Consider the following 25,107-nt stretch of genomic DNA (forward strand, 5'->3'; position numbering starts at 1 on the left):
AAATATTTACTTCCTATTAATATGTCTCAATAGCCTGATATAATTTTACCTGACTCAAACAACGCTATATTAATAATTAAAATATAAACAATATTATATTTTATCAATGAAGAACAGTTACTATTTAGGAATATTCGTACTTTTATTTATAGCAAGTTGTCATCATAGTAGTAATGAATTGCAGGTGAATAAAAAAGCTTTGAGTACAGCAGATGTAAATTCACCTAAAGCTATACCTGATAATAGTACAAATAACTCAAATATAAATCCTGTAAGCAATGATGATACTCAGTTAGTTGATATTCAAACAGTTAATAAAGATATAGTAATTGATATTCGCTATGCTACAACTAATAATTTTCTCAAGCAAAAAGTATATCCAGAAGCAAGATGTGTACTTAGATATGGAGTAGCGAAGAAACTATCACAAATACAACAAGATTTGAGTAGAAAACAGTTAGGTTTAAAAGTATATGATTGTTACAGACCATTGTCTGTACAAAAACTTATGTGGCGTGTAATACCAGATGAGAGATATGTTGCGAACCCAGCACAAGGTTCTCGACATAATCGTGGTGCAGCCGTAGACTTAACGTTAATTGACAACAATGGTAAAGAGTTAGAAATGCCCAGTAAATTCGATTCTTTTACCCCAGCTTCCCATAGAAATTATAATGGAGGGAGCGCTCAGGCTCGAAAGAATCGTCAGTTACTAGAAGATACAATGCAGAAACAGGGGTTTTCTGGTCTTTCAACAGAATGGTGGCACTTTGATGCTTCTGATTGGCAAAATTTTCCAGTGATGGATGTGCCATTTAATGACATTCCGAAAGTAAGTAACAAGATTTAGACAAAAATTCAGCCCGAATGTAATTTAATCTGGGCGTAACTGAATCATAGTATGAAAAGGTAAGAGCCTTACCACCAGAAAAAGGAGCTAAGATAAAAGCGATCGCCTTAACTGCCTATGCTGGTGAAATAAACGAAAAACACAACGGCACATTTCCGAGCCAGTAGAACCAGTTGATTTAGTTAAAATCATTAGTCAGTTGACAGATTAAGTTCACTGTCCATTGTCCATTCCCTTTACCCACCTTAATGAATGCCCATGACATATTGCTGCGGCCTGCCCAACAAACAGATGCTTGGATGCTGAGTGCTATTCATATTGCCGCAATTAAAGCTTTACCCACAACATTGTATACTCACGAAGAACTGTTAGCATGGCGGAATTATCGTGAAAAACCTGATGCTGCTAATATTTTGAAGCATCTGCAATTAGAAACTTTATGGGTTGCAGTTAAGGGTGATAATGTTTTAGGTTTTACTAGTTATATTATTGATGAATTAATTGCCTTATATGTGCATCCTCGTTACCAAGGTAGAGGAATTGGTAGAGCTTTGGTGGAGCATTTTTGTGAGCAAGCAAGGCAACAAAGGCTAGATAAAGTCATTACAACTGCTAGTCTTTACGCTGAAGGTTTTTATTTACGGCTGGGATTTATTCCTATACAAAGAGCGCCTCATCAATTGGGTAAAAAAATTATAGTTCCAGTTATCAAGATGAGTAAAGAATTAACTGCGGTGCAAAAGTGAAATTTGCGATCGCTAAAATTATCAATACAAGTAATTAACCCTACCGCTAATCAACCACAGGCGATCGCATCTTTACAAACCCAAACGTTGCATATCGCCCATATCCTCCTACTCCGGTATACTCTTTAAAATCTCCCGTACTACCTTAGCCCAATATTCATTCTGATACTCAACATATATTTCCAACGCTGTCTGCAAATTAGTCCTAGCCTCTGCATAATTTTCCTCAGCTTGTGCAATCGTTCCCAATTGTCCGTAACTGCTAGCACAGTTATAGCGATCGCCAAATTCGATCAATATCTCCAGAGCTTGTTGATAATAATCTTTTGCCTGGTCGTATTGGCGCAACTTTTGGGCAACGATTCCCAAGTTGTGGTAAGTGCTAGCACAGTTATAGCGATCGCCAAATTCTGTAAAAATTTCCAGAGCTTGTTGGTAATAATGCCGTGCCTGGTCGTATTCCTGCAACTGTTGGGCAACTATTCCCAACTGCTGGTAGGTGCTAGCACACTCATAGCGATAGCCAAATTCGATAAAAATTTCCAGAGCTTGTTGATAATAATCCCTTGCCTGGTAGTATTCTCGCAAATCTTCGGCAAAATTTCCAAACTGGTGGTAAGTGATAGCACAGTTATAGCGATCACCAAATTCGCTTAATATTTCCAGAGCTTGTTGATAATAATGCCGTGCCTGGTCGTATTCCCGCAATTCTTGGGCAACTATTCCTAAATGGTAGTAAATTCTAGCACAGTTATAGCGATCACCAAATTCAATTGTTATTTCCAGAGCTTGTTGGTAATAATGCCGTGCCTGGTCGTATTCCCGCAATTCTTGGGCAACGATTCCCAACTGGTGGTAACTTCTAGCACAAGAATAGCGATCATCATCACTATATATTTCCAGAGCTTGTTGATAATAATGCCGTGCCTGATCGTATTCGTGCAACTTTTGGGCAACCATTCCCAACTGGTGGTAACTGCTAGCACAATTATAGTGATCGCCAAATTCGATTGTGATTTCCAGGGCTTGTTGGTAATAATGCCGTGCCTGGTCGTATTCCCGCAACAGTTGAGCAACCATTCCCAAATTGTGGTAACTGCTAGCACAGCTATAGCGATCGCCAAATTCTATGAATATTTCCAGGGCTTGTTGATAATAATCCCTTGCTTGGTCGTATTCCCGCAATTTTTGAGCAACGGTTCCCAAATTGTGGTAACTGCTAGCACAGCTATAGCGATCGCCAAATTCTATGAATATTTCCAGGGATTGTTGATAATAATCCCTTGCTTGGTCGTATTCCCGCAAATCTTGGGCAACCATTCCCAACTGGTGGTAGGTGCTAGCACAGCTATAGCGATCGCCAAATTCGATTGTGATTTCCAGGGATTGTTGATAATAATCCCTTGCTTGGTGGAACTGTTGCATCTCCAAAGAGAGATTACCTAAATAAAACAAGGAATTAGCGACAGCATGAAGATTTTTCTGCTTTTTAGCAATATCTAAAGCTTGTTGATGATAGCTGTTTGCACTCTCAAACTCTCGTTGCTGCTGATAGCTTTTACCCAACTGATTGACAATTTCGATTTGTAGAGAATAATCAGGAAGTGTCTGAATAATTTTCCAAGCTTTTTCTAAACACTCTCTAGCTTGAATTGGTTTGTGCTGACTTAAATATATTTTGCTCAATTCATTTAAAATATTACTGTAATTGCGGAGATTTTCTTGGCTGGGTATTTCTCCAGTTGGTTTATATTCCATCAATAAGCGATGTAATAAATCAATACGCTCTTGTTGTTCTGGTGTTGGTAGGCGTTCTATATTTGTATCTGCATCTAGAGTATTGGCAATTGCCCTATCTCTAGTCGATTCTGTGGTTTTAAAGCGAAATAAACCTGACTTCCAAGCCCAAAAATCAGGAGCAAATTTTGCTAACCGCGAAATCGCATAATCTGGCAAGATAAATAAAATCGGATGGGGTACGCTTTGACGATAGGAATCGCGGACGAAGTTTAAATCCTGTAAAACTGGAGGATAATCTCCAAATACACCAATTGATTTTTCTAAATTGCGAATTAATAAAACAAGTTTTTTATGTGTCTCTTTGGGAATTTTAGCTAATTGCTGTAACAATTCATCCCGCAGAAACCGCAAATTTGCATCAGGAAAATCTAAAACCACAAATTGAATTTCTTGACATTGAGGATTTTGTTGCAATCCAGCAATTAATAAATCTATATCGGGACGAAAGTTAATTTCAATAAAACCTAATGTAAATTTTTCTGCAAAATCGACAAATGTCACCAATTCAGCAAATTCGTCCTGATTATAGGCAATAAATTTACCTATTTCGGCTTGAATTTCACGGTTGTTGTGCTGATTGGAGAGCTTGTTGGAAGAACTCATTTCGTTTCACCACCGGATTTGGATAATTCCATCGTTTATCGCCGTTATATTCCAACACGGAAGTATTAAATAACATTAATTGTCCAATTTCGTCTTTACTAACATCTTTAGTTAAACAAACCTGAGCCAAATGAGTATAATGCTCTTCAGGAATAAACCGCTCAAAACTAAATTGTTGCTGTTTAACTGCATAATCTACATCTTCGGACATAATTTTTTGATGTTTTTTAGTACTCGCTGTTTGACAAGCAGAGCGCATCATTTGCATTAACTGACGCACATGGCCACCACTTGCTTTTGCTAGTTCTAATAATTGATGACGGCTCTCAAAAATTGCATCAACATCAACCCGCTTTTCAATTACACTTGCCATCGCATCTAAGCCCGTCTGATTATAATCTAAATCACATTTATGCCGTTCAAATTCATAGATATTAATCATCGGCACAATATGAGGATTACCATCAAATTGATTCAGGGGATTTTTCGGCGAACAAAGGATGGAAATCGGTACTGTATAAATAATTGTACAATTTAATTCCTGCATCTGTGCCGCATAATCAAAGAATAAATGTTCTGCTACCACAGGAGGAACCCTATCCAAATTATCGAAGATAATTAATAAACCTTTGCAATTAGGAAATTTTTGTCGCAGTTTTGTGTAAGCGTCGCTTAATAACAGGTTAGTATCAGATTTGAGGCGAGATAAATCTTTTTCTAGAGTTTGGCGAATAGTTGTCTTTTGCTTATCCGAGCCTTTAATTTGCGCCAGTAATTTGACCATTAGTTTCGCCAGAAATGGCGCTGTAGGGCTAAGAGTTGCTTCTGCTTCAACGTTGACTGATTTTTCGACACTTTGCTCGTTTTCTTGAGTAATATCTTTAAACCAAGATTCAAAACTTTTTAATAGCCTTTCATCAAAAGTTAAACCTAACTTTCGTAATTCAAATTCAACTTGCTTAATTACAATTAAATATAAATCTGTATACCGGGCATCATTAATATCTGTCTCTTCATTCGCTTCTAAATAAATAACCCGATAATTGTTTTCCCAAAGACTTTGGATTTTTTTTAACTCTGTACTTTTACCACAACCGCGATGTCCGGTAAATAAAATTGTTGTAAAATCACCTGCTTCTTGAAAATCTAAAATCGTACTGACATTATCAATAGCCGAAGTTTTCCGCACCCTCGACAGATCGACATAATATCGTTCCATTTCTGCTGGTTCAAGCGGCTCAACATTACAAGCCAAAAAAGCCGCTTTCAGAGTATTTGCACGTTGAAAACTTGACTGAGACATTCTTTTGGGAAGATAGAAATCACCAATCTCTAAATTTTAAGCGATCGCCTATCAAATTTAACAAGTACAGCTAGTTATACATTATAATAACCCACCTCACGCTCCTCATCTGTTTGGGCAATCGTGTAAAGGTGTAAGGGTTTTGAACACCTATACCCCTATACCCAGTTTCACAGACAAACTTGATGCGTAAATCCTGTGGATATTAATCTCCCACAACAAGATAATGTATAAACAACGATAAATATATCGGCAAAGTGTATATTATATTTTAATCACACATAAGTCTATCGAAAAACCGTATATTATTAAAACAGTATTAAACCCAATAGCAATAAAAAGCGGATTCAAAGCAATAAGTTTTGGGATTCGCTAATAACTGATGTTTTTTAGTGAATAGCTGCATAAGGCTTATTCAGAAGCTTTTTTACTGCCTAGAAATGATTAATTTACAACCAGGAGTGAATGTGAACAACGCCATACGTATCAACGAACACTTAACAACTACAGGACAAGTCATACCAACCCAGTTAGAGCAAGCTATTCAAGAAGGGTATAAGTCAGTTTTGAATTTGCGATCGCCTGATGAGTTAGGATTTCGCAAAGATGAGCAAAAAGTAGCAGAAGCCTTGGGACTCCATTATGAGAACGTTCCGCTCAAACTAGAAGGGTTTAACGAAGAACTGATTACAAAAATTTTGACAACATTAGAAACTCTACCTAAACCCGCCATTGTGCATTGTGCAGCCGGGATGCGTTCTACAGGAATTGCGCTTTTGAGTGTTGCTATTAAAGAAGGTTTAACACCAGAACAAACCTTAGCTAAAGCGCGGAGTGTTGGTTTTAGCTTCCTAGAACATTCTGGTATTAGTCCTCGACTCAAGCAACAATTCGTGGATTATGTTAATAAACACTCAAAGATAACCGTGTCTGCTTGAGGATTCTAGCTTTTCGCTGTTAACCCCAGCATTCTCTAATGCTGGAAATACTCTTATATCAAGTTCGGCTAATTACTTATAGTATTGTTGCTTTTTTGGTAATCGGTAATAGCGAATAGGTAATGGGCAAAAGCAATTACCAACCCCGGCATATTATAGGTATTCAAGCGAACATGATACTATATCATTTGTCTATTCTGCTGATGCGATCGCTTGAAAGATAAAATAGGAGTTTCTACTTGAGAGAGATTATATATAACTATACGTTAGCGATCGCGTCTGGAGTCACACTTGACAAATTTGAGATATTACTATCACCAGAATCACTAGCAGCCGAGTATCTATTTTGATTATGCTACTCAATATTCAGTAAAACTTAAAAGGCTTGTCTATGGTTATTATCCTCATGGGAGTATCTGGTTCTGGTAAAACTACAATTGGACAAATGTTGGCAGAATCTTTACACTGGGAATTTCAAGATGCTGATAGTTACCACTCAGTAGAAAATATTGAGAAAATGCGTCATGGTATTCCTTTGAATGACATCGATAGAATACCTTGGTTACAAAGTTTGCAAATAGCTATTACTAATTGGCTAAAAGAAAATAGCAATGTCGTCTTAGCCTGTTCTGCACTCAAAGCCAGCTATCGTCAATATTTAGTATTAAGTAATGATGTTAAGCTAGTCTATTTATACGGGTCATTTGAACTTATTAAAACAAGACTGCAAAAGCGCAAAAATCACTTTATGAGTGTAGAAATGTTGGCGAGTCAATTTGCAACTCTTGAGGAACCAGATAATGTTATCCGCGTAGATATTTCTCAGCCTCTACAAGTTATTGTACAGGATATTAAAAAAAATCTACACATTTAGGATATATTTAGTTTACCCCAGAGACACAGAGGAATATTCTTAATTGTCTTTTAGAATTGAATATTTCCTTGCCATTTATCTATCATTTTTTTGCTGACCCCTGGTATTTTATCTAAATCTTGTATTGATGTAATTTTTTGCTGTTGACGGGCGATAATGATTTTTTGAGCAAGTTTTTTACCAACACCGGGTAAGGTTTCTAGTTCTGTTGGACTGGCTGTATTTAGATTGACTACTTTGGGTGTGGTGAGTTCTGCGGAAGTAGGACTTTTAATCTGCTTACATTGTTTTTTCTCTTTTTGAATTTGTGCTTGGATTTTTGTTGGTACACCTATTTGAGCCTTTGCATAAAGACGATTAAATTCCCGCTCATAATGGGCAGTAATTATGGGATTATTAATTACTATAAGAGTTTCATCATTACCATAATTTGCTGTGTCAGACCAGTTGTGGGAACCTGTAATTACTGTTTGATTGTCAACCAGGGCAAACTTGTGATGAAGAATATCTCCTTTTCTTAAATTGGGTATGCCCACTGTAGTAACTGGATTAGACCAAGGCTTATTATTAATTTCATATTTGCATTCGTTACTCAGGGCAACACCCATCATATCTAAGCCTTCGCTATAATAACGATATGCAAATTGTTTATCAATTAATGCTCTAATTGATATGTCTTGTTGATGAACTTGCTCTAGAGTATTAGCAAGACGTTGTTCGGAAAAAACAAATAATGCCATATCAACAGATTTCTTAGCTGATTTTAAAGTTTTATCAATTAAACCATTACTGCTTTGACTCCAAGGTAAGGTAGGTGATGTGGGTGAAAAATGCACAGTAATTTTGTTATCACCTAAAATAATTGTTTTGAAGGAACGTGGGGGTTTTCGTATACCAAATTTACTGTCCGGTTTACCGCCAGGGCCATCACCCCACATCAAATTAAACTCTTCTGTAAATAAAACAGCTAACTCTGGACTGTCGATATATAGTAAATTATTGGCATTTCCTAAACTATCAGGATTTGTAAAGTCTCCTAGTACATCGCTAAGAGTAAAATTCGCTGAAGTGACAATTATTATTCGATTATCCACAACTATAAATTTGTGGTGCATCAGCTTACTTCCGGCTGAACCATCGGCTTGATCATCTATCCAGGGAATTTTGGCATTGCGTAAAATTATTAGTGCATCTTGCTGATTGATTTCCTCAGAAGTAATTTTATTATCTTGATTCAGGTCGATAAATTTAAAGTATTCTTGATATCGTGCCTTTTCTCTAGGGTTTAATTTCTTGACTTCATCTGGTGTCAAGCTACTCAAAGGACGGCTGTAGGTATTTTCTAAAATTACTCTGACTTTGATTCCTGCTTTTTGCTTATCTGCAAGGGCTTGGGCTATTCTGGGTAAACGTAATTCTTGTACTGCTATATCGACAGTAGATTTAGCTTGAGAAATAGCATCAATCATCTGCTGTTCTAAATTATCTCCCAGTCGAGTTTGCTGACGGTATGGTTCTTTATATTCTGACGCTTCGGACTGATTAAAGTAAACTTTCACAAATGGATCTTGCGGCAGAAGTGCAGGACGATTATTATGGGATTCGACTTTTTGACAAGCAGCGATCGCAATTATCAAAAACAAATACCAAAAATTCCTCAATCTGGGAAAAATCAGCACGGTAATCTGTTAAAAGTGAAATGGGAGTGAACAGATTTATAATTCCCAAATTAGTCATTGCTCATTAGTCATTAGTCCATAGTCAACAGTCAACAGTTTTTCTTCTCTGCTGCCCTACTCCCTAGTTGATATGCAAATATACTTAGATTACAGTGCAACTACTCCCACTCGACAAGAAGCGATCGCAGTCATGCAAACAGTCCTCACTCAACAGTGGGGGAACCCTTCTAGTTTGCATGAGTGGGGACAACGGGCAGCGACTATTATAGAACAGGCTAGGGTACAGGTTGCAGGGTTAATCAATGCCGATCCAGAATCAATTATCTTTACTTCAGGTGGTACGGAAGCCGACAATTTGGCAATTATGGGTGTTGTCAGAAGGCAAGCTGTGCCACAGCATATCATTATTTCCAGTGTGGAACATTCGGCAGTTACGGAACCTGCAAATTTACTAGAAAAGTGGGGTTGGGAAGTAACTCGGTTGGGTGTAGATTATCAAGGTAGAGTCAATCCCCAAGATTTAAAAGCGGCGTTACGACATAATACTGTTTTAGTTTCTATTATTTACGGGCAGAGTGAGATTGGCACTATCCAACCTATTGCAGAGTTAGGTAAAATCGTTCAACAACATGGGGCGTTGTTCCACACCGATGCAGTGCAAGCTGCGGGACGCTTATCTATAGATGTGCAGAAGCTACCTGTTGATTTACTCAGCCTTTCCAGCCATAAGTTATACGGGCCGCAAGGTGTAGGGGCGTTGTATATTCGTCCTGGTGTGGAATTGATGCCTTTGTTGGGTGGTGGAGGACAAGAAAGGGGAATGCGTTCTGGGACGCAAGCTGTACCAATTATCGCTGGTTTTGGTGTGGCTGCCGAACTCGCCGCCGAGGAACTAGCAACAGAAACACCTCGTTTAATTAAATTACGCGATCGCCTATTTACGCAATTAGCAGATATCACTGGTTTAGTCCCTACAGGCGACAGAGAAAATCGCCTACCCCACCATGTAAGTTTCTATCTCAAACAAGCGGATGGCGAAAAACTCAGTGGTAAAACCTTAGTACGTCAATTAAACCTTGCAGGTATCGCTATCAGTGCAGGCGCAGCGTGTCACAGTGGTAAACTTAGCCCCAGTCCCATATTGTTGGCGATGGGTTACTCGACAAAAGCCGCTACAGGGGGAATTAGGTTGACGTTAGGGCGGGACACTACAGAAGCGGATATTGATTGGACAGCAATTGTATTAAAGCAAGTCTTGCAGAGGCTGATACCAGGAGAATTATTGGTTAGCTATTAGTCAAGGGTATTGAGCATGAGATATTTAGATTAATGCTGCACTTTATAAGCAATCTAATATATTTAATAGTTTGTAACAATTTAATATAGTGTTGAGTAGATTGACAAAAGCAGTGATGTACGCAAAGAATTGTTATTTGTTGCCAAGAATACTGTTGATGAATTTGAACGAAATAACAAGAAAATAATAAACCAAATATCCACAAAAATTTTGTGGATATTATTTAGTACTCCTATATCTTATATTATAAAAATAACACTTGACTCTATTAATCCTTTGAAAAACTAATGATTAAAGCTAACTATTTGGAAGAAAATATAATAATATAATATTTAGTAAAGCAGCAACCTGAACTTCAGCAACGCATCAATTTCACCAACTCATCGGCCAGAGTTTAATAATATTGTCAGCACTACCACCACTGGCGAGATTATGTCCATCTGGACTAATGGCTACAGAATAAATGTATCCAGAATCGCGCTTTAATGTACGGATGATCTCTCCTGTTGTCGGATTCCATAGTTTAATTGTGTTGTCACTACTGCCACTAGCAATAACTCCGTTATTTCTGGGTATATAAGCGACGGAGTTAACTTTGTCAGAATGCCCTTTCAGGGTGTGAATTGTCTCTCCGGTTGCTATATTCCATAATCTAATTGTTTTGTCCTTACTACCACTAACAAGCATCTTCCCATCAGGACTAAAAGCTACAGACATCACTAAGTCGGAATGTCCTTTCAAAGTACGAATTACTTGATTAGTTCCCAAATTCCACAATTTGATGGTTTTATCCCAACTACCACTAGCCAGAGTCTTACCATCTGGACTGAAAGCAATGCTGGAAACTTGGCTAGTATGTCCAGTTAAGGTACGAATTTCTTTTCCTGTTGTTAGGTTCCACAGTTTAATTGTCTTATCTAAGCTGCCACTAGCTAGAGTCTTGCCATCTGGGCTAAAGGCTATGCTGGCAACTCCCTGAGAATGTCCCTTAAAGCTGCGGATTTGTTCTCCTGTCGTCAAATTCCACAATTTGATGGTTTTATCAGCACCCGCACTAGCTAAGATTTTACCATCTGGGGCGATCGCTACACTCCAAACCCAGCCAGCATGACCATTGAGACTATGAATTTTTTGTCTAGTTTTTAAATTCCATACTTTAATTGTCTTATCATCGCTGCCAGTAGCTAGAAATTGTCCATCAGGGGAAAAGACAACGGAATTAACATCGCTAGAATGTCCCTTGAGGGTGTAGGGTTGGGTAGAATCTGAAGATTGAGAGGTAGGTTGTGGAAGTGTGTACAAATACCCAACTCCTCCTAATCCCAACAATACGATAACTGCATTGATGAGGAATTGTTGCTTAAACTTACCATTGAATAATTTTGTAACCTGTTTTTGGGTTGTAGGTGCTGAGAGTAAACTTGATGGTTTCCAAGCTGTTGGCAAGATGGCGGAGTTTGGTATTGTAGTTTGGGATGTGGCCAGTAGCGATCGCAAATCTATCAAGTCATGGATCACTTCATCAGCCGATTGATAACGCTTTTGAGTATCTGTTTCTAACAACTTGTTTAAAATCTTGACTAAACGTTCACTAGCGTTTTTATCTGAACCTGAAGTCTGCCAATATTGTGGCCAAGTACCAATCCAACCGTAACCCTGCTTAATCCATAGTTTAGAAGGACTAATTCCCGTCAACAGATGAAAGCAAGTTGCACCCAAGCTAAATAAATCACTCGCTGGGTAGGCTTTACCAAACTGCATCTGTTCAATTGGGGTATAACCTAGTGAACCGATGGTAGTTCCCAATTGAGTCTGCATTGTCGCTGTTAGCTGCTTGGCTGCGCCAAAATCAATTAATACTAATTTGCCATCGTTGTGACGGCGGATAATATTCTGCGGCTTAATATCTCTATGAATTACTCCACGCTCATGAATGTATTTCAATACAGGCAGTAAATCTGACAGAAATTCTACAATTTTACTTTCGTTGTAAACTACCCCTTGGCGTAATTCTTGTAAAATATTTTCTCCATTAATATATTGCTGCACTAAAAACAAGTAATTGTTTTCCTCAAAATAAGCGAGAAGTGCAGGAATTTGGTCATGTTCACCTAAATGTTGCAAGCGTTGAGCTTCTTTTTGAAATAACTCAACAGCTTTTTTCATCGCTGAAGCCTCTTGAACTTTAGGCGCAAATTGTTTAACAACACATAATTCATTTAGTTTATCTATATCTTCTGATAGATATGTCCTACTAAATCCACCTTCATCTGATAGCACCTTGATAATCCGATAATGCCCCCGTAATAATGGTATCAATGGTGTACCGCAACATTGGCAATACGTTGTGCCATCAGGGTTTTGAGGCATTGAGCAATCAGGATTCAAACAGCAAAGCATACTGGGAATCCGTGTAAAGTTTGAGTATATATTAATTTAACAGTAGTATTTTTGCTGTTAATTTGCCGCATTTTTATTAATTTAAAAGTTGTACATGGGCGGTTAAAAGATTTAAAATGAAAATTGAATTTCTATTTTTAGTAAAAATTTAACATCCTGTCTGCTTAATACTAACTGCGATACGTGCTTGATCAGGCATATTAAAATCAATGACATAGAAAATCTACTCTCTTTTGTATATAAAATTTATATTGGAGTGTTAGTGTATAACAGCTATTTTGACAATATAAAATAATTGCTTTCATATCATTAAATATGAATAAAATTATCCATCTAAAGATATAAAATCTATCGAGACTAACAGGGTGAGGAGTAATTTATGACCAAACAAAAGAACAAAAACTATTGGTTTAGATTGAATTATGCGCTGATTGTTTCCATTAGCGGTGGTTTATTAGTGGCAGACTACACACCTATATTGGCGCAAAGTATTTTTAATAACCCTGAAAAACTGATAATTGCTAAAACACCAGACGAGAGACAACCAGAAGCAGTACAGCAAGCGATCGAGCAAATACCCACTTCTGCACCACCTACCACTCCTCAATCACAACCTAAACCATCAATTAATTCACCTATCCCTGTTCGGGAACCTTCCACCTCAACAGAATCTAATCCTACGCCTCAGTCGGGAGAAAATAACCCTACACCCAGACAATCAACACCTAACAATTCCAACCCAACACCTCAGCCGGGAGAAACAAACCCTACACCCAGACAATCAACACCTAACAATTCCAACCCAATACCTCAGTCGGGAGAAACAAACCCCGCACCGAGACAATCAACACCTGTCAATTCCAACCCAATACCTCAGCCGAGAGAAACAAACCCTACACTCAGACAATCAACACCTAACAATTCCAACCCAACACCTCAGCCGAGAGAAACAAACCCAACACCCAGAAGACAATTTACACCCCCAACACCTCAACCTAGACAAAATAACTCTACTTCACCACAACGAAGTCGTGGAGGAGTGACAAACTCAGGTAGAGGTCGCAATTCAAGTTCTACAATTTCTCCTGTTTCCTTGGTTAACCCTCCGTTTAAACAGATTAATTTTGCTGATATTGCTTTTGGCGTGTTATCTAAAGGTGATTTTCAGTCCCAAGGTAGATATTTTCATTTCTATAAATTTGAGGGGCGGGAAAACCAACTAATTCAAATCAGGCTGGGTGGGAGCGCCGATTCACGCCGTTCAGGTAACTTAAATCTCAATCCTTATATGTTTCTGCTCGACCCTGATAATAAAGTGGTTTTAAAAAGAGGCGGAGTTGGGACGAATGGTGGCGTTAAGGATGCTTTTGTCTTTGTTCGATTACCAGTCAAGGGAACTTACACAATTGCAGTCACCAGCCGCAACCCTGGCGATACAGGTCGCTATAGTCTGGCTCTGAGAAATGACCGAGCAAGTTATATTCTAGATGAATCTGCCGAACTGAACCCTCAAAGCTCCTTTATTAAACAAAATCGCAGCCCTTACAATGTGTCTCAGTTTCAAGGTAAAAAGAATCAGCTTGTAAGTATTCGTGTAGATAGTATCAATGAAGAATTTTCCCCTTATATAATCTTGCTTAATTCTCAAGGAAAAACCATCGCTGCGGACAATGACAAAGATGGGATTTATAGTGCTTTGATTGACCGAGCTAGGTTGCCTGAAGATGATACTTACTATATAGTCGTTACCTCAAACAGTCCTCTCAACCGTGGCGCATACCGGGTGACTCTTTTCTAAAAAAAATCAAGGTTTTTGACAAGGGTGTAGTAAAAGTTTACATTACACCCTTCCATAGATAACAGTTTCTTTGCGTAAGTTCTGACTATGAAAAACTATTTGTAGAAAATACCTAATTTGCTGTTGATGTTAATTAATGATTGAAAAGAGGGAAAACTATTTTCCTCAATATAAAAGGTTTAATCACAAAAACTTGAATAGGAAGTGAAGCGATGGTAAATGCTCATCAAAATGATAAAAATAACTTTCTTTATCCCCGCAGTCGCTACTACGGACAGACGAAGGTAGAAAATCTGATATTCAATGCTAATTTGCAAGAATTTTCCCACAAAGTAGGCTACATCACAGCTTTAGAAACTTCAGGCAAACTTTCTTCTGATGAGGCTTACGAACAAATTAAAGCTCTGTGGAAACAATTGAAACGCAGTAAAAAAGAACTGTTGGTTAGCAATGAGCCGCCAATATTGCCGTGAGGGAGTGGGGAGATGGGGGAGATGGGGAAGATGAAGGAGTAACCCACCCCTAGCCCCTCCCTTTCAAGGGTAGGTATTTTGTATTTGGACATTTTTTGGCTATTTCAGCCGATGCTTAAATCCTGAAACGACCAAACCACGTTAAACAATTGAGAATTTTCTCAACTATTTTTGAGATTCTAAAAACCCTACGTTTGAAAGCTAGCCCCTCCTGGGAGGGGAATAGGGAGTAAGGGGGAAAACTAATGACAACTAACTGTCAATTGTCAACTGTCAACTGTCAACTGACCAAGGACTAATATTAATAGGAGTGAATGCTTGAGAGAGACATAAATTATGCCTGAACTTCCCAACAGTCTGGAAGACGCGATCGCCCAATCCCGTGAGGCTACCAAAGCCGCTTTAGCAGACGGTTATACCCGCATCCAAGTAGATTTGTTGTTTCCCGAACTCAAGTTTATGCCTGTGGCGGAGCAATTTCTGCCTTTGTTGACAGAATATGGTTCTGGCTTGAAGGTTTTCTTTGCTGATGCTGGTGCGGCCGCTTTGGCGCGTCGTGATTGGACAGATGCAGCTTTTCAAATTTTGGATATCGGTACAGGAAGGGTTGCTTCTATTCAATCGAAAATTCAACCGGAAGATGAGATTTTTCTGTTTATCTCTCCCACGGCTGTAGAAGTACCCCAATTAGAGAAAATTTGTGAAATAATAGGCGATCGCCCCGTTATTTTCTTAAATCCCCGCCTAGAAGATGCTGGCGCTGTAGGTATAGGTTATACAGCCAGACAAACCCGTCAGCGTTTTCTCAGTACGATTGAGTCTAGCTATTACCTACGCCCTGTTGATGATGAGACGGCTGTCTTTCGTGCTTACCCTGAACAGTGGGGAATTTGGGTAGATAACGAAAGTGGATGGACAAAAATTGCCGAATTACCCAAAAAACCATCGGGTGATGACATAGATTTAATCCTGATGAAAGGACAACCACAAACATCAGGAACAGATGGTACGCCTGTGAAAAAGCCCAGTGTATTCAAGAGTTTGCAACGTTTTATTAAGGCGTTAAGTAGTTAAGTTGGTAATTGGTAATGGGTGATTGGTAATTGGTAATTGAGAAGAAACTATTACCTATTACCAGCACTTAAGAATATTTTTTCACACCAGCCAAAATAAAGGCGATCGCTTCTTCTATGTGTTCCTCAATCAGTTCTGGACTCAATCGGTCAATATCTGGTGTCAGATGTTTCCAGTTTTCGTGGACTGTAAAGTAAAACAGACAAACACTCAAGATATGCGTTAGTGCCAAGAATGGTTTTAGAGGACGAAAGTATCCTTCTTTTATTCCTCTTTCTAAAGTTTTGAGCAAATGTTCATGCAAACTCAAGACGTTACATTCTTTAAAATAGATTCCTTGATTTTGGCTTGCTTCTTGAAACCACAACATTTGACGCTGAGGGTTTTTAGCTTCATTGGCGATCGCAATCCGAATTATCTGCTTGAGTGCTTCATCTGGCGGTAAATCATCAAAGCTTATTTGTCCTAGAGTCGCCTGTACTTCATCAACTGGACGTTGTAATACTGCTTTGTACAAGCTTTCCTTATTCTCAAAATAATAGTGAAGTGTTGCCGTTGTTACTTTAGCACGAGTGGCGATCGCACCCATCCGCGCCCCATTTAATCCATGTCGGGAAAATTCTTGTTCTGCTGCATCTAAAATTTGCTGCTGTGTCACCTCAGCATCTCGAAATGGACGGACTGATTTAGTAACTCGTTTCCCTGTTCGAGCCACAATACCTTCATTTATGGTTTACCCTTCTATCGTACCAAAATAATAACCACATTCAATCCTTGAATTGACCTAATTACAATACATTGATAAACTAACTAACTAATTAGTCAGTTAAAATAAAAGTTATGCAGCAGTTGCAAGGCGCACCTTGGCTGGTGGCACATCGTTCAATGCTAAAACCCAATCAGCCGATGAAAATTTCCCTATTGGGTGATGATTATGTGATTTGGCAAGATAGCTATGGTGCAATTAATGCCTTACCGAATGCTTGTCCGCATATGGGTGCAATGCTATCAGAAGGGTGGTGTGTGACAAAAGCTGATGGTAGTAGTGCGATCGCTTGTCCTTTTCATGCCTTAGAATTTGACTATTCAGGCTGCACAGTTCTACCTGGTTCTCAAAAACAAACCAAATCACTCTTACAACCATTAGAGTTAATTATCCAAGGGGATTTTATCTGGACTTACGGCGGATATGCACCGCAGATACCAATTCCCCCAATTATGAATAACATTGCCGCAGAGTACGAGTTTATCGGCGTTACAGGAGAACGCAGCGTAGGTACTGATATTCTCAGTTTGTTGTTGAATATGCACGACTACAATCATCAAAATGGGACACATCGAGAATTATTTGAGATTGAAGAAGTGCAAGTAAAGCAGTTTATTGATGAGGGTTTACATTCTCATGCTTACTTGTCACAACCGAGAAAATCACCAACATTACGAGACATTCTCAAAAATCCTGGTCAATTGGCAATGCCAAAAGTGTTAGAAGTACATCTAGAAAACTTTTTCCCATTTATGGGATTAATGCACGCTGAAAATAAACTGTTAAGTTTGAAGGAATGCCATTTTTACGTGCCAGAAACAGAAACTCAATCCCGCGTGTTTATCTTGATGTACATGAAAGCCTATTCTCCAATTGCACACCTCATCAAAGGTAATCTATTGAAGTTGATTGATCTAGTCGTGCAGCAAGACGCAGATATCTTGGAGAAAATTTACCCCAATACACCGCAGAAAATCAAGTTGAATAATGAAGTGGGAATGGATTGGGTGCGTCGCAATTTTGAGAGTTTTCCTAATTTATAGGCAAAAACTGTATTACCTATGATGTTCTAGACTTACAATTATAAAACCTCTATGACTTCTCAGGGCCATAGAGGTTTTACAAGGTTAATCAGAATAAACGCTTAATGAAAGCCCTTATTAAGCGTTTATTTTTACTTTCTTTTTCTTAACCACGTTGTTTGTAAACAACGCACCTATTCCTAAAGCAGCAAGTGCGCCTGTGGTTGTAGGTTCTGGTACTGGCTGACCTACTCCTACATTAAGAGCAGACAGAGTAAAGGAGAAGCTACCATTGACAGCAGTCCCACTGATTTGATTTGCTGTAAGAATCCCTTGGCTAATGAAGTCATTAGTACTGCTTAATAATGTTCCTCGTAATTCAGGGAATGTGTATCCTACGATATTCTCACCAAGAGAAGGAGTAAAACTTCTCCCAGCAATGGGGGCTTCATCAAGAACGAAGGTTGAACCATTTGTAAAACTAATGAATGAAGTGGGAATTGTAGATGAGTAGGGTGTTAATGTCGTTCCTGAAACCTCAGTTCCGGCTCCGCTACTAGTTAGATTGATGGTTGATATTGAGTTAGCAACCAAACCAGCAAATGCACCCTCGGACGATACAGTTGTAAAAGGCGCAGTGAATGAAATAGTGTCATTTGCTGGTGATGGGTCAGTAACGTTACTGATAGTAGACCCACCAGTAATATTAATCGAACCAAGTGATACAGCTTGAGCAGAGGAGATGCTTGAGGAAATAGCTAAGGCAGAGCCTAAAGCTAATGTGCTGCTTGCTAATGCTACTCCACGACCCCAGTTCTTGAAATTTGTCATTTTATTCACCATGTCAGTAATTTACAGTTGTCTAATTTCAAGATCATTCCAAATTGGGTAAGTACAAACCCCGCTGATTAGCTATAGGTATTGGTAACATAAAAATTATATGTATACGCAAAACTTATCCTAACTAAGTAAACAAAACAAAGTTAAGTTAATACCTATAGTTTTAATTATGTACTTTACTTAATCAGTATCATTACACATTAACTTTATGTTGTTATTTAGTTTTTCATAAAGAAACTGCTAAGTTTAAGCGGTTAAATAAAGATTCGTATTTTTAAATTGATTTACTGTTTTAAATTTTAATACCTTAGATAGATGTTTTACTGGTTGAATTTTTTAATGTCAATTGAAGTTAAAAAACATCAATATAAATAGCATTAGTTTTATATGAGATTAAAAGTTAGATTATTAATTTTTATTTTTAATGAAATGCCTGCCATACAAAGCATATAGAGCTAATAAATGTATATACAATCGCTTCAATATATTAAACAGCGTTTAATTTTTTTAAATAAAATGTGTATTTTATCCGGGCGATTTTACTCAGTAGAACCTTTGGTAGATATTTTTGCAGCCAAAGATTATAACTATTGATATATACAAATAAAATAATTTCATATGATAATGATTGTGTTATGCAAATTTCTGAGATTTATCCTATTTAGATAAAAGAATTAATATAGTTACAAATTAACTGTTTTATAAGCATTTATACTTCGGCAATGTTTCTAAGCTGTTTTATTGGTGCATAATAAACAATGTAATATTTTTAACTTGATAAAAATATGCAGAAGCTATTTTACTCATCAAAGTATTTTGCATTAATCAAGTATATTTTTTTACTATCAATCCAGTCCTTATAAGAACAAGTCTTGATGAGTGCAATACTTACAGATAAAAACTAAAAATTAAGGCTTGGGAAAAGGAGGGGTATTGATGCTCAAAACCTTTACACCCCTATATTCTCATGCCAAGTTGGAACAGACAGCTTAGTGCGTCAGTTCGGAGTTGATGTGTGAAAATTTATGTGAGAAGTACTCTTTGTTGATCTATTTTTACTAAGAAATGGAAACCCCTAGATTGAAGGACTTGATAAAGTCATCATAGGATAGGTTAATAAACCCATCATTAGCACCACTTTTAGTTTTGCCGCCGTCTACTCCCCAAGGGTTGCGGACTACAACACGTTGTTTTCCGTTACTATCGATGTAAGCATTTCTTACTGAATAGGCATGTGTACCCAAAATATACGAGGTATCGTTGCCAGACCTCGACGTAGTTATAGCCTTGCCAGCTTTTAAAGCAGTTTCCAGCATCGAAAAATTGATTTTACTCGGAGTATAGTTAGTAGTCTTGCGTCCTGTAATGAAGCTAAGAGGAGGAGCAAGAGCGCCGCCATTACCAATGATGTTATAGCCAGGACGACTATCCGTCCATTCGCGCCATTGAGCATAAGCTTTTTCTACTAACGCTACCCAAAGAACGCCATTATTTCTTTGAGCAGCTATGCTGGTGGCAATACGACGGTCTACTGTTACATATTGTGCTTCACCAGGCTGATAATATCTACCTGAGTAAAAGCGTACAGTATAAGTATTGTCTCCGTTATCTTTAATCATGCTATTGATTAGAGAACTGGAAGCATTACCAGAATCATCAGACTGAGGGCTAAAGGTTGCGCCTAGAGCTGCTAAGAATGTACAGTCATTGATTGTTCCTTGATGAATATCACTTATTTGAGCCTTATTGCTACTACCAAACAAACTACCATTGACCTCTGTGTAAGTAAGCTTTTTACCATTAAACTCTGGTGTCGGTGCTACAGTTCCTAAGAACCAGCGACCTACTAAGTTAGACTCAAAACTACTAGCACTCATACCTACAGAAGCCCCATTAGCAACCTGTGCTGAGAGCCATTTAACATGGTCTTCCATATTAAATTTATTGCCAGCAGCAACTAATGCTTTCAAGTCTTGTATTTCATTGCTGTCAACCGCAGAATTATCTTGGACATTTCTGAAAATATCCAACATATCCTGACGGCTTAATTTACCATCAGATGCTAAGTTGCGTGCCAAAGAAACAATTTTTTGGTCGCTTAAATTTTGACTAAACCAATCTGCACTGGTAGCTGCTAATGTGCTATTTACTGTATTGCTACTAACGCTACTCTCTTTGTAGACCTCTTGTGAAGAGGTTGAAGAAGTTTGAAAGAAATTCAAATCGTATTTAGTATTACCACTCTTTGAATAGACTCTAATAAAGTAATTACCAGCGTTTAAAGTTTCGCGGATTGATTCACTAAGAGTTCCGCTTTTATTAGAACTAGCAATCACATCGCCTTTATCAATTGAGTGATTGCTGTTATTGTCCTTAAGCAGTTGTAAATCTGCATTAGCGCTTAAGCCATCTATAGCAATACTCACACTACTACGGGAACTTAAACTAATGCTATAGAAATCATCGATATCAGAGGAGCCTACCCAATCAGAAATACTTTGAGTTTCTGTCTTGAGAGTTATTTTCTGACTTTTACTGAGGGTGTTACCCGCTTTATCAAGAGCCATAAATTTCCTTACTGAATCCTAGTCGAAACCACTTGAAAAATTACACACTGTAAATTCTTAAAGCTTTAAACAAAAAGATATGGTGAAATTTGTTTAATGTTGCGCTTTAAGTTTGTGAATAATCTAGAGTAGAAATACGCAATATAGCAGTAGCTTTGACCATTTTTGATTTATTTTATAAACTATGATTCGACTGCTATATGGGATTTGAGTAAAACTACTTAATCGAGGAAACAGTATACAACTAAATCGAGATAATTTGTCAAATAAAGAAATATTATTGCAAAGCGAATTTAAACTTGAATAAATGTAATTTAGCGTGATTTAGACAGTCGCAAAAAACCCTCTTTGTGTCAAAGAGGGATGGATAAAATGCTAATTAAACTTGTATTAAGCCATATTATGTACGCTTAAATATTTATCATGTTTCGGAGGTTAGTAGTTGCTAATTGCTAATAGTAAAAAATAATTACCAATTTGCTATTACCTATTAAGCTATTGCACATTTAAATTACAGAAAATGGGCAGGCAAGATGCCTACCCCACAGGATTTTCATTTAATTCCAAGATGTAAAATAAATGTCTTCTAGCTTACCAACCAAAGCCACCAGATCCTATGTAATTAAGCAGACTTGATATCACAGAGCAAAAGCTTTACTAATTTGCTTGTAATGGTGCGTTCAAAGCTTTCTCAATCCGATCGCTAGTTTCTAGTAAGTGGGCTTTGGTATATTCATCATTGGTATTCACTGACTTGAGCTTCTCATCTAATTGTTTCAGTTTATACCAAGCCAAGGAACGGGCATCTTCAGGAACGTATTCCCGCCGTAATACCATAGCAATCAGAATATCTAAATATTCCCGTTGCAAGCCGCGCCGGAGGCTGGTAATTTTCACTGCACCAGCTTTTGGTTTGAGAACTTCTGTCCAAATTCCATTTTGCAAGGTATCAAAAAGCTCTGGGAGAGTTAGTGCTTTTTCTGGTGTTGATTTAAGTTCGATATCTTTGATGCGGGAGAGGCGATCGCCTGATAGTAATTCCCGCAAAACCGACCCTTGCAACAATAGTATCAAGTCATGAATGGGATAATCTAAGCGGCCAACGCGGGGGAAACTGCCCCAATGATACCACCGTGAAGGTGCTAATTTATTCAGCAAATTGGGAGGGAAATTCAAGGCATCCTCAGCAAAGATGTACTTTTGTAATGTCTTGAGGGCTTGCCGTTGTTGTTCTACAGGTACGGGTTCAAAAGGTAGACGATTTTGGCGACTGCTTAACCTAGTAGGTGAGTTTTCGCCGGCGCGTAGACGATAAAAAGATTGTCCACCGATGTATTTAGTAGTGTAGAAGATATTTTGGAAATAGTTATTGAGGACTGAACCAAAGCGATCGCTTAAATCACTATAACTTTCTCCAGGCATGGGAAAACGTTTATTCAAATTTGCCCACATTAACCGCGAGTTATCTAACTGCGACTGGGAATAAACTAAAACGTTACTACTATGATCCCAAGCATCGGCGGTAGGATCAAGGTCATACATATCTTCATCGGGGGAGTAACTCAACTGTGGCTGGTCAGATTTACCAGCGATTTCTTGCAGAATTGGCTTTTCCGCGATGGGTGTCTTGGCGTTAGTTTGCGTATAACCATACTGAATTGCCCATTCATCATAAACCCCTACCATACTAGGAAAGTAATCTCCCTGCTTTGTACCGTGGAGGGCAATATTTGGGGGAAGGTAGTCCATAACTGAACTTGTCAACCCTTTTTGACGGACGACTTCTGGATTGTTCATTTCTTCTGGTGATAGCAGATTACTACCACGGAAGTTGTGACGCAAGCCCAAGGTATGCCCTACTTCATGAGCAATAATTAGACGTAAATACTGACTGATATATTTTTGTACTTCTTCGTCATTAGGTGGGGTGTTTTGCAAAAGTGACATGGACAAAGCCCCAAAAGCAAATTGATTAGCGGCTTCCATGCCGTAGCATAAATCATAATTACCAGCTAGCTTGGACAGACGTTGCAAAAAGCCCTTGGAATCGTTCGATTCTTGCTGAGTCGGGTTATTTGGTTTTGTAGTGAAACTATTACTACACAGTCCGCGATTTCGGATTAATTCCGACAAAGAACTGCGGTTACTAGTTTGATTTGGTTCCACAAGCGTACTATATCTACTCTTGAGTAAGCGGACAAGGCTTGCGTCCACTAATATGTCTGCATCCAAAATTTCCCCAGTTAAAGGATTAACGCGAGATGGCCCCATAGCAAAATAACCATCGACGGTGTTAATCCAGCGAATTGTATTGTAACGAATATCGGCTGCATCCCATGTGGCATTGTCTGGCATCTGCTTAACTTCAATCGCATCCTTAAATCCAGCTTTGAGAAAAGCTTTATTCCACATGAGTACGCCTTCTTTGATGGCTTCGCGGTACTGTAGCGGTACGGCGTTATCAATCCAAAAGACTATGGGTTTTTTCGGAGGAGATATAGGTGCATTTGGGTCTTGTTTTTCTAAATGCCAACGATTAATGTAGCGCATGAAGGGATCGTTGCGTTCTTCTTTTGATAAATCTTGGTAAGCGGTGATAAAGTAACCGACACGTTCATCAGCTAAACGAGGAAGGTAATTATTTTCTGGTAGTTGGGAGAGGCTATAGTGAACTCGCAGGGTAAAGCCCCTGCTGTCTGGTACAGTGCTGAAATATAACATTTGATCACTTTTGCTACTGCCACTACCACCAGAAAAGTTCAATACTGACTCAATTTCTAAGTTTTGTGGGAAGGCTTTGGCATTCCCGAAGTAAGACTGGTCTGTATTGGCGGTTAAGCCTGTGAACAAGGATAACCCGGATAGGTCAGCTAGGAGTATATCACCCAAATCTATAAGTAAGGTTTTTCTTTGCGGGTGAATACTTTTGATGTCTACTGAGTAGAGAACGGAATCACTAAACGAACGGGCGAGCGATCGCGCTTGTGGATCACCTTCTCTTGTGCGAAAATTCACGTTACGCACTACAAAAGATAATTTCTTGTCTACTCTTTTAAAGTAGAATAAAAAGTCTTGTAAAGGTAAGCCACTATAAATACCCTGTTCACCTATCCCCGATTCTAGTGTGGCGGTAGCTAAGAAATTTTTATTAAGTTGTTCGGGCTTAATCTCTAAATATATCTTATTTTTCTCTTTATTCCGATATAAATTGAATACACCTTGTAATTTTTCTGTATCTTTAACTACTTCATCAAAAGATTCCAATTCATCTTTCTTTTCTGGCTTAGTTTCTGTATTAGGTTTTTTTTCTGGCTTTTCTGTAGGTTTGCTAACTTTTAAAAATGGTTGTTGCGCCACATTTTTAATGTCATCAACTACCCAAATAAATGATTTGTCTTTTACCTCTTGCTTGTGGTCAATTACCCAAACATGTTCAGGCTTTTGTATTAGTTTAGCTGTTTGCTTGATATTAGCATCTTGATTTAGGTTGTCAGGGCGTTGGGGTGTTGAAAAGTGAGAGTCTTTAACACTTTTATAAGACTCAGAAGTGCTATTGATATGATTCCCAGTTGATAATTTGGCGTTAGCTGTGGCGATGCCAAAAAACAATCCATGTAATAAAATTATATAAAAAGTAATCTTGTTCATTTAGTCTTTTCCTGACAATTCCTGATAAGCGATTTTTAGTTTTTATAGTGAATCTAAAAGTACTCAAAACTAACTGATGGCAAAGTCTTAACTTATCAGTTCCTAATCATGAGCATTTTTTAGAATTTTGGTGCTGTTTTGTTGTAGTATTTCTTCTAATCAGTAGGTTGGTGTGAGTCAAGCTTAATTAATCATTGGTCATTTGTAGGTATTTAAAGTCTAGTTAAGTTTTGTAATATAGTTTGGTTGATTCTCTTTGGCTTAATCAAATTAGTTTGTTCTATAAAAAATACCTTTGCTTCCTTATGTCAGACGTTGTTGATTAATATCCTATTAATATTACCGTGATTTATTTTATACCAACCATTTAATTGCTGACAGTAGCTAAACATTTATTTTTTCTATATATCTGTGCCTTGCTAATTTATT

General features: G+C 38.1%; 18 protein-coding genes. 9 read left to right on the forward strand and 9 right to left on the reverse strand.

The window, feature by feature from the left end:
- Window positions 1-106: 106 nt before the first annotated feature.
- Both NSMS1_RS30685 and NSMS1_RS30690 read left to right on the forward strand, forming a co-directional pair.
- Window positions 107-850: a M15 family metallopeptidase gene (locus NSMS1_RS30685; RefSeq protein WP_224089251.1), complete on the forward strand. Its 744-nt coding sequence runs from the start codon at window positions 107-109 to the stop codon at window positions 848-850.
- A 248-nt stretch (window positions 851-1,098) separates the two neighbouring features.
- On the forward strand, window positions 1,099-1,596 hold the full coding sequence (locus tag NSMS1_RS30690; RefSeq protein ID WP_224089254.1) for a GNAT family N-acetyltransferase: 498 nt from the start codon (window positions 1,099-1,101) through the stop codon (window positions 1,594-1,596).
- A 108-nt stretch (window positions 1,597-1,704) separates the two neighbouring features.
- Here the strand turns inward: NSMS1_RS30690 and NSMS1_RS30695 are convergent, their stop codons facing one another.
- Together NSMS1_RS30695 and NSMS1_RS30700 are read right to left on the reverse strand one after the other, a co-directional pair.
- Window positions 1,705-3,999 (reverse strand): tetratricopeptide repeat protein, encoded by a 2,295-nt coding sequence (locus tag NSMS1_RS30695; RefSeq protein ID WP_224089257.1) that lies wholly within the window; start codon window positions 3,997-3,999, stop codon window positions 1,705-1,707.
- Window positions 3,956-5,302, reverse strand: a complete 1,347-nt coding sequence (locus NSMS1_RS30700) for a P-loop NTPase fold protein (protein ID WP_224089260.1) — start codon at window positions 5,300-5,302, stop codon at window positions 3,956-3,958. The genes NSMS1_RS30695 and NSMS1_RS30700 overlap by 44 nt, the downstream gene beginning before the upstream one ends.
- A 467-nt stretch (window positions 5,303-5,769) precedes the next feature.
- Between NSMS1_RS30700 and NSMS1_RS30705 the strand changes: the two genes are divergently transcribed.
- Together NSMS1_RS30705 and NSMS1_RS30710 are read left to right on the forward strand one after the other, a co-directional pair.
- The gene (locus NSMS1_RS30705) at window positions 5,770-6,240 is read left to right on the forward strand and encodes a beta-lactamase hydrolase domain-containing protein (RefSeq protein WP_224095402.1); all 471 of its coding nucleotides are present in this window, start codon (window positions 5,770-5,772) and stop codon (window positions 6,238-6,240) included.
- Window positions 6,241-6,631: 391 nt separating this feature from the next.
- On the forward strand, window positions 6,632-7,114 hold the full coding sequence (locus NSMS1_RS30710; protein WP_224089265.1) for a gluconokinase: 483 nt from the start codon (window positions 6,632-6,634) through the stop codon (window positions 7,112-7,114).
- A gap of 50 nt (window positions 7,115-7,164) precedes the next feature.
- Here NSMS1_RS30710 and NSMS1_RS30715 read toward each other — a convergent pair whose 3' ends face one another.
- Window positions 7,165-8,757: a phospholipase D-like domain-containing protein gene (locus NSMS1_RS30715; protein WP_411908654.1), complete on the reverse strand. Its 1,593-nt coding sequence runs from the start codon at window positions 8,755-8,757 to the stop codon at window positions 7,165-7,167.
- Window positions 8,708-8,851, reverse strand: coding sequence for a hypothetical protein (locus tag NSMS1_RS30720; RefSeq protein ID WP_224089267.1), 144 nt, complete (start codon window positions 8,849-8,851; stop codon window positions 8,708-8,710). Before NSMS1_RS30720 ends, NSMS1_RS30715 begins: the two co-directional genes overlap by 50 nt.
- A gap of 72 nt (window positions 8,852-8,923) precedes the next feature.
- Between NSMS1_RS30720 and NSMS1_RS30725 the strand changes: the two genes are divergently transcribed.
- Window positions 8,924-10,090, forward strand: a complete 1,167-nt coding sequence (locus tag NSMS1_RS30725; protein WP_224089270.1) for a cysteine desulfurase family protein — start codon at window positions 8,924-8,926, stop codon at window positions 10,088-10,090.
- 372 nt (window positions 10,091-10,462) lie between these two features.
- On the opposite strand, the gene NSMS1_RS30730 is transcribed toward NSMS1_RS30725, so the two are convergent.
- Window positions 10,463-12,490 (reverse strand): serine/threonine-protein kinase, encoded by a 2,028-nt coding sequence (locus NSMS1_RS30730; RefSeq protein ID WP_224089273.1) that lies wholly within the window; start codon window positions 12,488-12,490, stop codon window positions 10,463-10,465.
- A 379-nt stretch (window positions 12,491-12,869) separates the two neighbouring features.
- Here NSMS1_RS30730 and NSMS1_RS30735 point away from each other — a divergent pair, with 379 nt between their 5' ends.
- The 3 genes from NSMS1_RS30735 to NSMS1_RS30745 all read left to right on the forward strand — a co-directional run bounded on the left by NSMS1_RS30735 (window position 12,870) and on the right by NSMS1_RS30745 (window position 15,835).
- Window positions 12,870-14,288 (forward strand): PPC domain-containing protein, encoded by a 1,419-nt coding sequence (locus NSMS1_RS30735; protein WP_224089287.1) that lies wholly within the window; start codon window positions 12,870-12,872, stop codon window positions 14,286-14,288.
- Between the two features lie 212 nt (window positions 14,289-14,500).
- Entirely contained in the window at window positions 14,501-14,761 is a 261-nt protein-coding gene (locus NSMS1_RS30740; RefSeq protein ID WP_224089305.1) for a hypothetical protein, read from the forward strand.
- Window positions 14,762-15,097: 336 nt separating this feature from the next.
- Window positions 15,098-15,835, forward strand: a complete 738-nt coding sequence (locus NSMS1_RS30745; protein WP_224089308.1) for a DUF1995 family protein — start codon at window positions 15,098-15,100, stop codon at window positions 15,833-15,835.
- A 67-nt stretch (window positions 15,836-15,902) separates the two neighbouring features.
- On the opposite strand, the gene NSMS1_RS30750 is transcribed toward NSMS1_RS30745, so the two are convergent.
- A complete protein-coding gene (locus NSMS1_RS30750; protein WP_224089310.1) occupies window positions 15,903-16,550 on the reverse strand; it encodes a TetR/AcrR family transcriptional regulator in 648 nt (215 codons plus the stop codon).
- Between the two features lie 125 nt (window positions 16,551-16,675).
- Between NSMS1_RS30750 and NSMS1_RS30755 the strand changes: the two genes are divergently transcribed.
- Entirely contained in the window at window positions 16,676-17,644 is a 969-nt protein-coding gene (locus tag NSMS1_RS30755) for a Rieske 2Fe-2S domain-containing protein (RefSeq protein ID WP_224089313.1), read from the forward strand.
- Between the two features lie 117 nt (window positions 17,645-17,761).
- Here the strand turns inward: NSMS1_RS30755 and NSMS1_RS30760 are convergent, their stop codons facing one another.
- From NSMS1_RS30760 to NSMS1_RS30770, 3 genes are all read right to left on the reverse strand, one after another.
- Window positions 17,762-18,454: a PEP-CTERM sorting domain-containing protein gene (locus NSMS1_RS30760; protein ID WP_224089328.1), complete on the reverse strand. Its 693-nt coding sequence runs from the start codon at window positions 18,452-18,454 to the stop codon at window positions 17,762-17,764.
- Between the two features lie 1,067 nt (window positions 18,455-19,521).
- The gene (locus NSMS1_RS30765) at window positions 19,522-21,030 is read right to left on the reverse strand and encodes a C2 family cysteine protease (RefSeq protein WP_224089342.1); all 1,509 of its coding nucleotides are present in this window, start codon (window positions 21,028-21,030) and stop codon (window positions 19,522-19,524) included.
- A 657-nt stretch (window positions 21,031-21,687) separates the two neighbouring features.
- A complete protein-coding gene (locus tag NSMS1_RS30770) occupies window positions 21,688-24,678 on the reverse strand; it encodes a zinc-dependent metalloprotease (protein WP_224089344.1) in 2,991 nt (996 codons plus the stop codon).
- Window positions 24,679-25,107 lie beyond the last annotated feature (429 nt).

This window comes from Nostoc sp. MS1 (assembly GCF_019976755.1).
Classification (GTDB): Bacteria; Cyanobacteriota; Cyanobacteriia; order Cyanobacteriales; family Nostocaceae; genus Trichormus.

What these genes read in the sequence shown, in the direction of transcription:
- NSMS1_RS30755 (WP_224089313.1), top strand. Translation starts at nt 16,676, where the DNA reads ATGCAGCAGTTGCAAGGCGCACCTTGGCTGGTGGCACATCGTTCAATG.
- NSMS1_RS30710 (WP_224089265.1), top strand. Translation starts at nt 6,632, where the DNA reads ATGGTTATTATCCTCATGGGAGTATCTGGTTCTGGTAAAACTACAATT.
- NSMS1_RS30725 (WP_224089270.1), top strand. Translation starts at nt 8,924, where the DNA reads ATGCAAATATACTTAGATTACAGTGCAACTACTCCCACTCGACAAGAA.
- NSMS1_RS30740 (WP_224089305.1), top strand. Translation starts at nt 14,501, where the DNA reads ATGGTAAATGCTCATCAAAATGATAAAAATAACTTTCTTTATCCCCGC.
- NSMS1_RS30765 (WP_224089342.1), bottom strand. Translation starts at nt 21,030, where the DNA reads ATGGCTCTTGATAAAGCGGGTAACACCCTCAGTAAAAGTCAGAAAATA.
- NSMS1_RS30685 (WP_224089251.1), top strand. Translation starts at nt 107, where the DNA reads ATGAAGAACAGTTACTATTTAGGAATATTCGTACTTTTATTTATAGCA.
- NSMS1_RS30700 (WP_224089260.1), bottom strand. Translation starts at nt 5,302, where the DNA reads ATGTCTCAGTCAAGTTTTCAACGTGCAAATACTCTGAAAGCGGCTTTT.
- NSMS1_RS30695 (WP_224089257.1), bottom strand. Translation starts at nt 3,999, where the DNA reads ATGAGTTCTTCCAACAAGCTCTCCAATCAGCACAACAACCGTGAAATT.
- NSMS1_RS30760 (WP_224089328.1), bottom strand. Translation starts at nt 18,454, where the DNA reads ATGACAAATTTCAAGAACTGGGGTCGTGGAGTAGCATTAGCAAGCAGC.
- NSMS1_RS30745 (WP_224089308.1), top strand. Translation starts at nt 15,098, where the DNA reads ATGCCTGAACTTCCCAACAGTCTGGAAGACGCGATCGCCCAATCCCGT.
- NSMS1_RS30770 (WP_224089344.1), bottom strand. Translation starts at nt 24,678, where the DNA reads ATGAACAAGATTACTTTTTATATAATTTTATTACATGGATTGTTTTTT.
- NSMS1_RS30690 (WP_224089254.1), top strand. Translation starts at nt 1,099, where the DNA reads ATGAATGCCCATGACATATTGCTGCGGCCTGCCCAACAAACAGATGCT.
- NSMS1_RS30720 (WP_224089267.1), bottom strand. Translation starts at nt 8,851, where the DNA reads ATGACTAATTTGGGAATTATAAATCTGTTCACTCCCATTTCACTTTTA.
- NSMS1_RS30730 (WP_224089273.1), bottom strand. Translation starts at nt 12,490, where the DNA reads ATGCTTTGCTGTTTGAATCCTGATTGCTCAATGCCTCAAAACCCTGAT.
- NSMS1_RS30735 (WP_224089287.1), top strand. Translation starts at nt 12,870, where the DNA reads ATGACCAAACAAAAGAACAAAAACTATTGGTTTAGATTGAATTATGCG.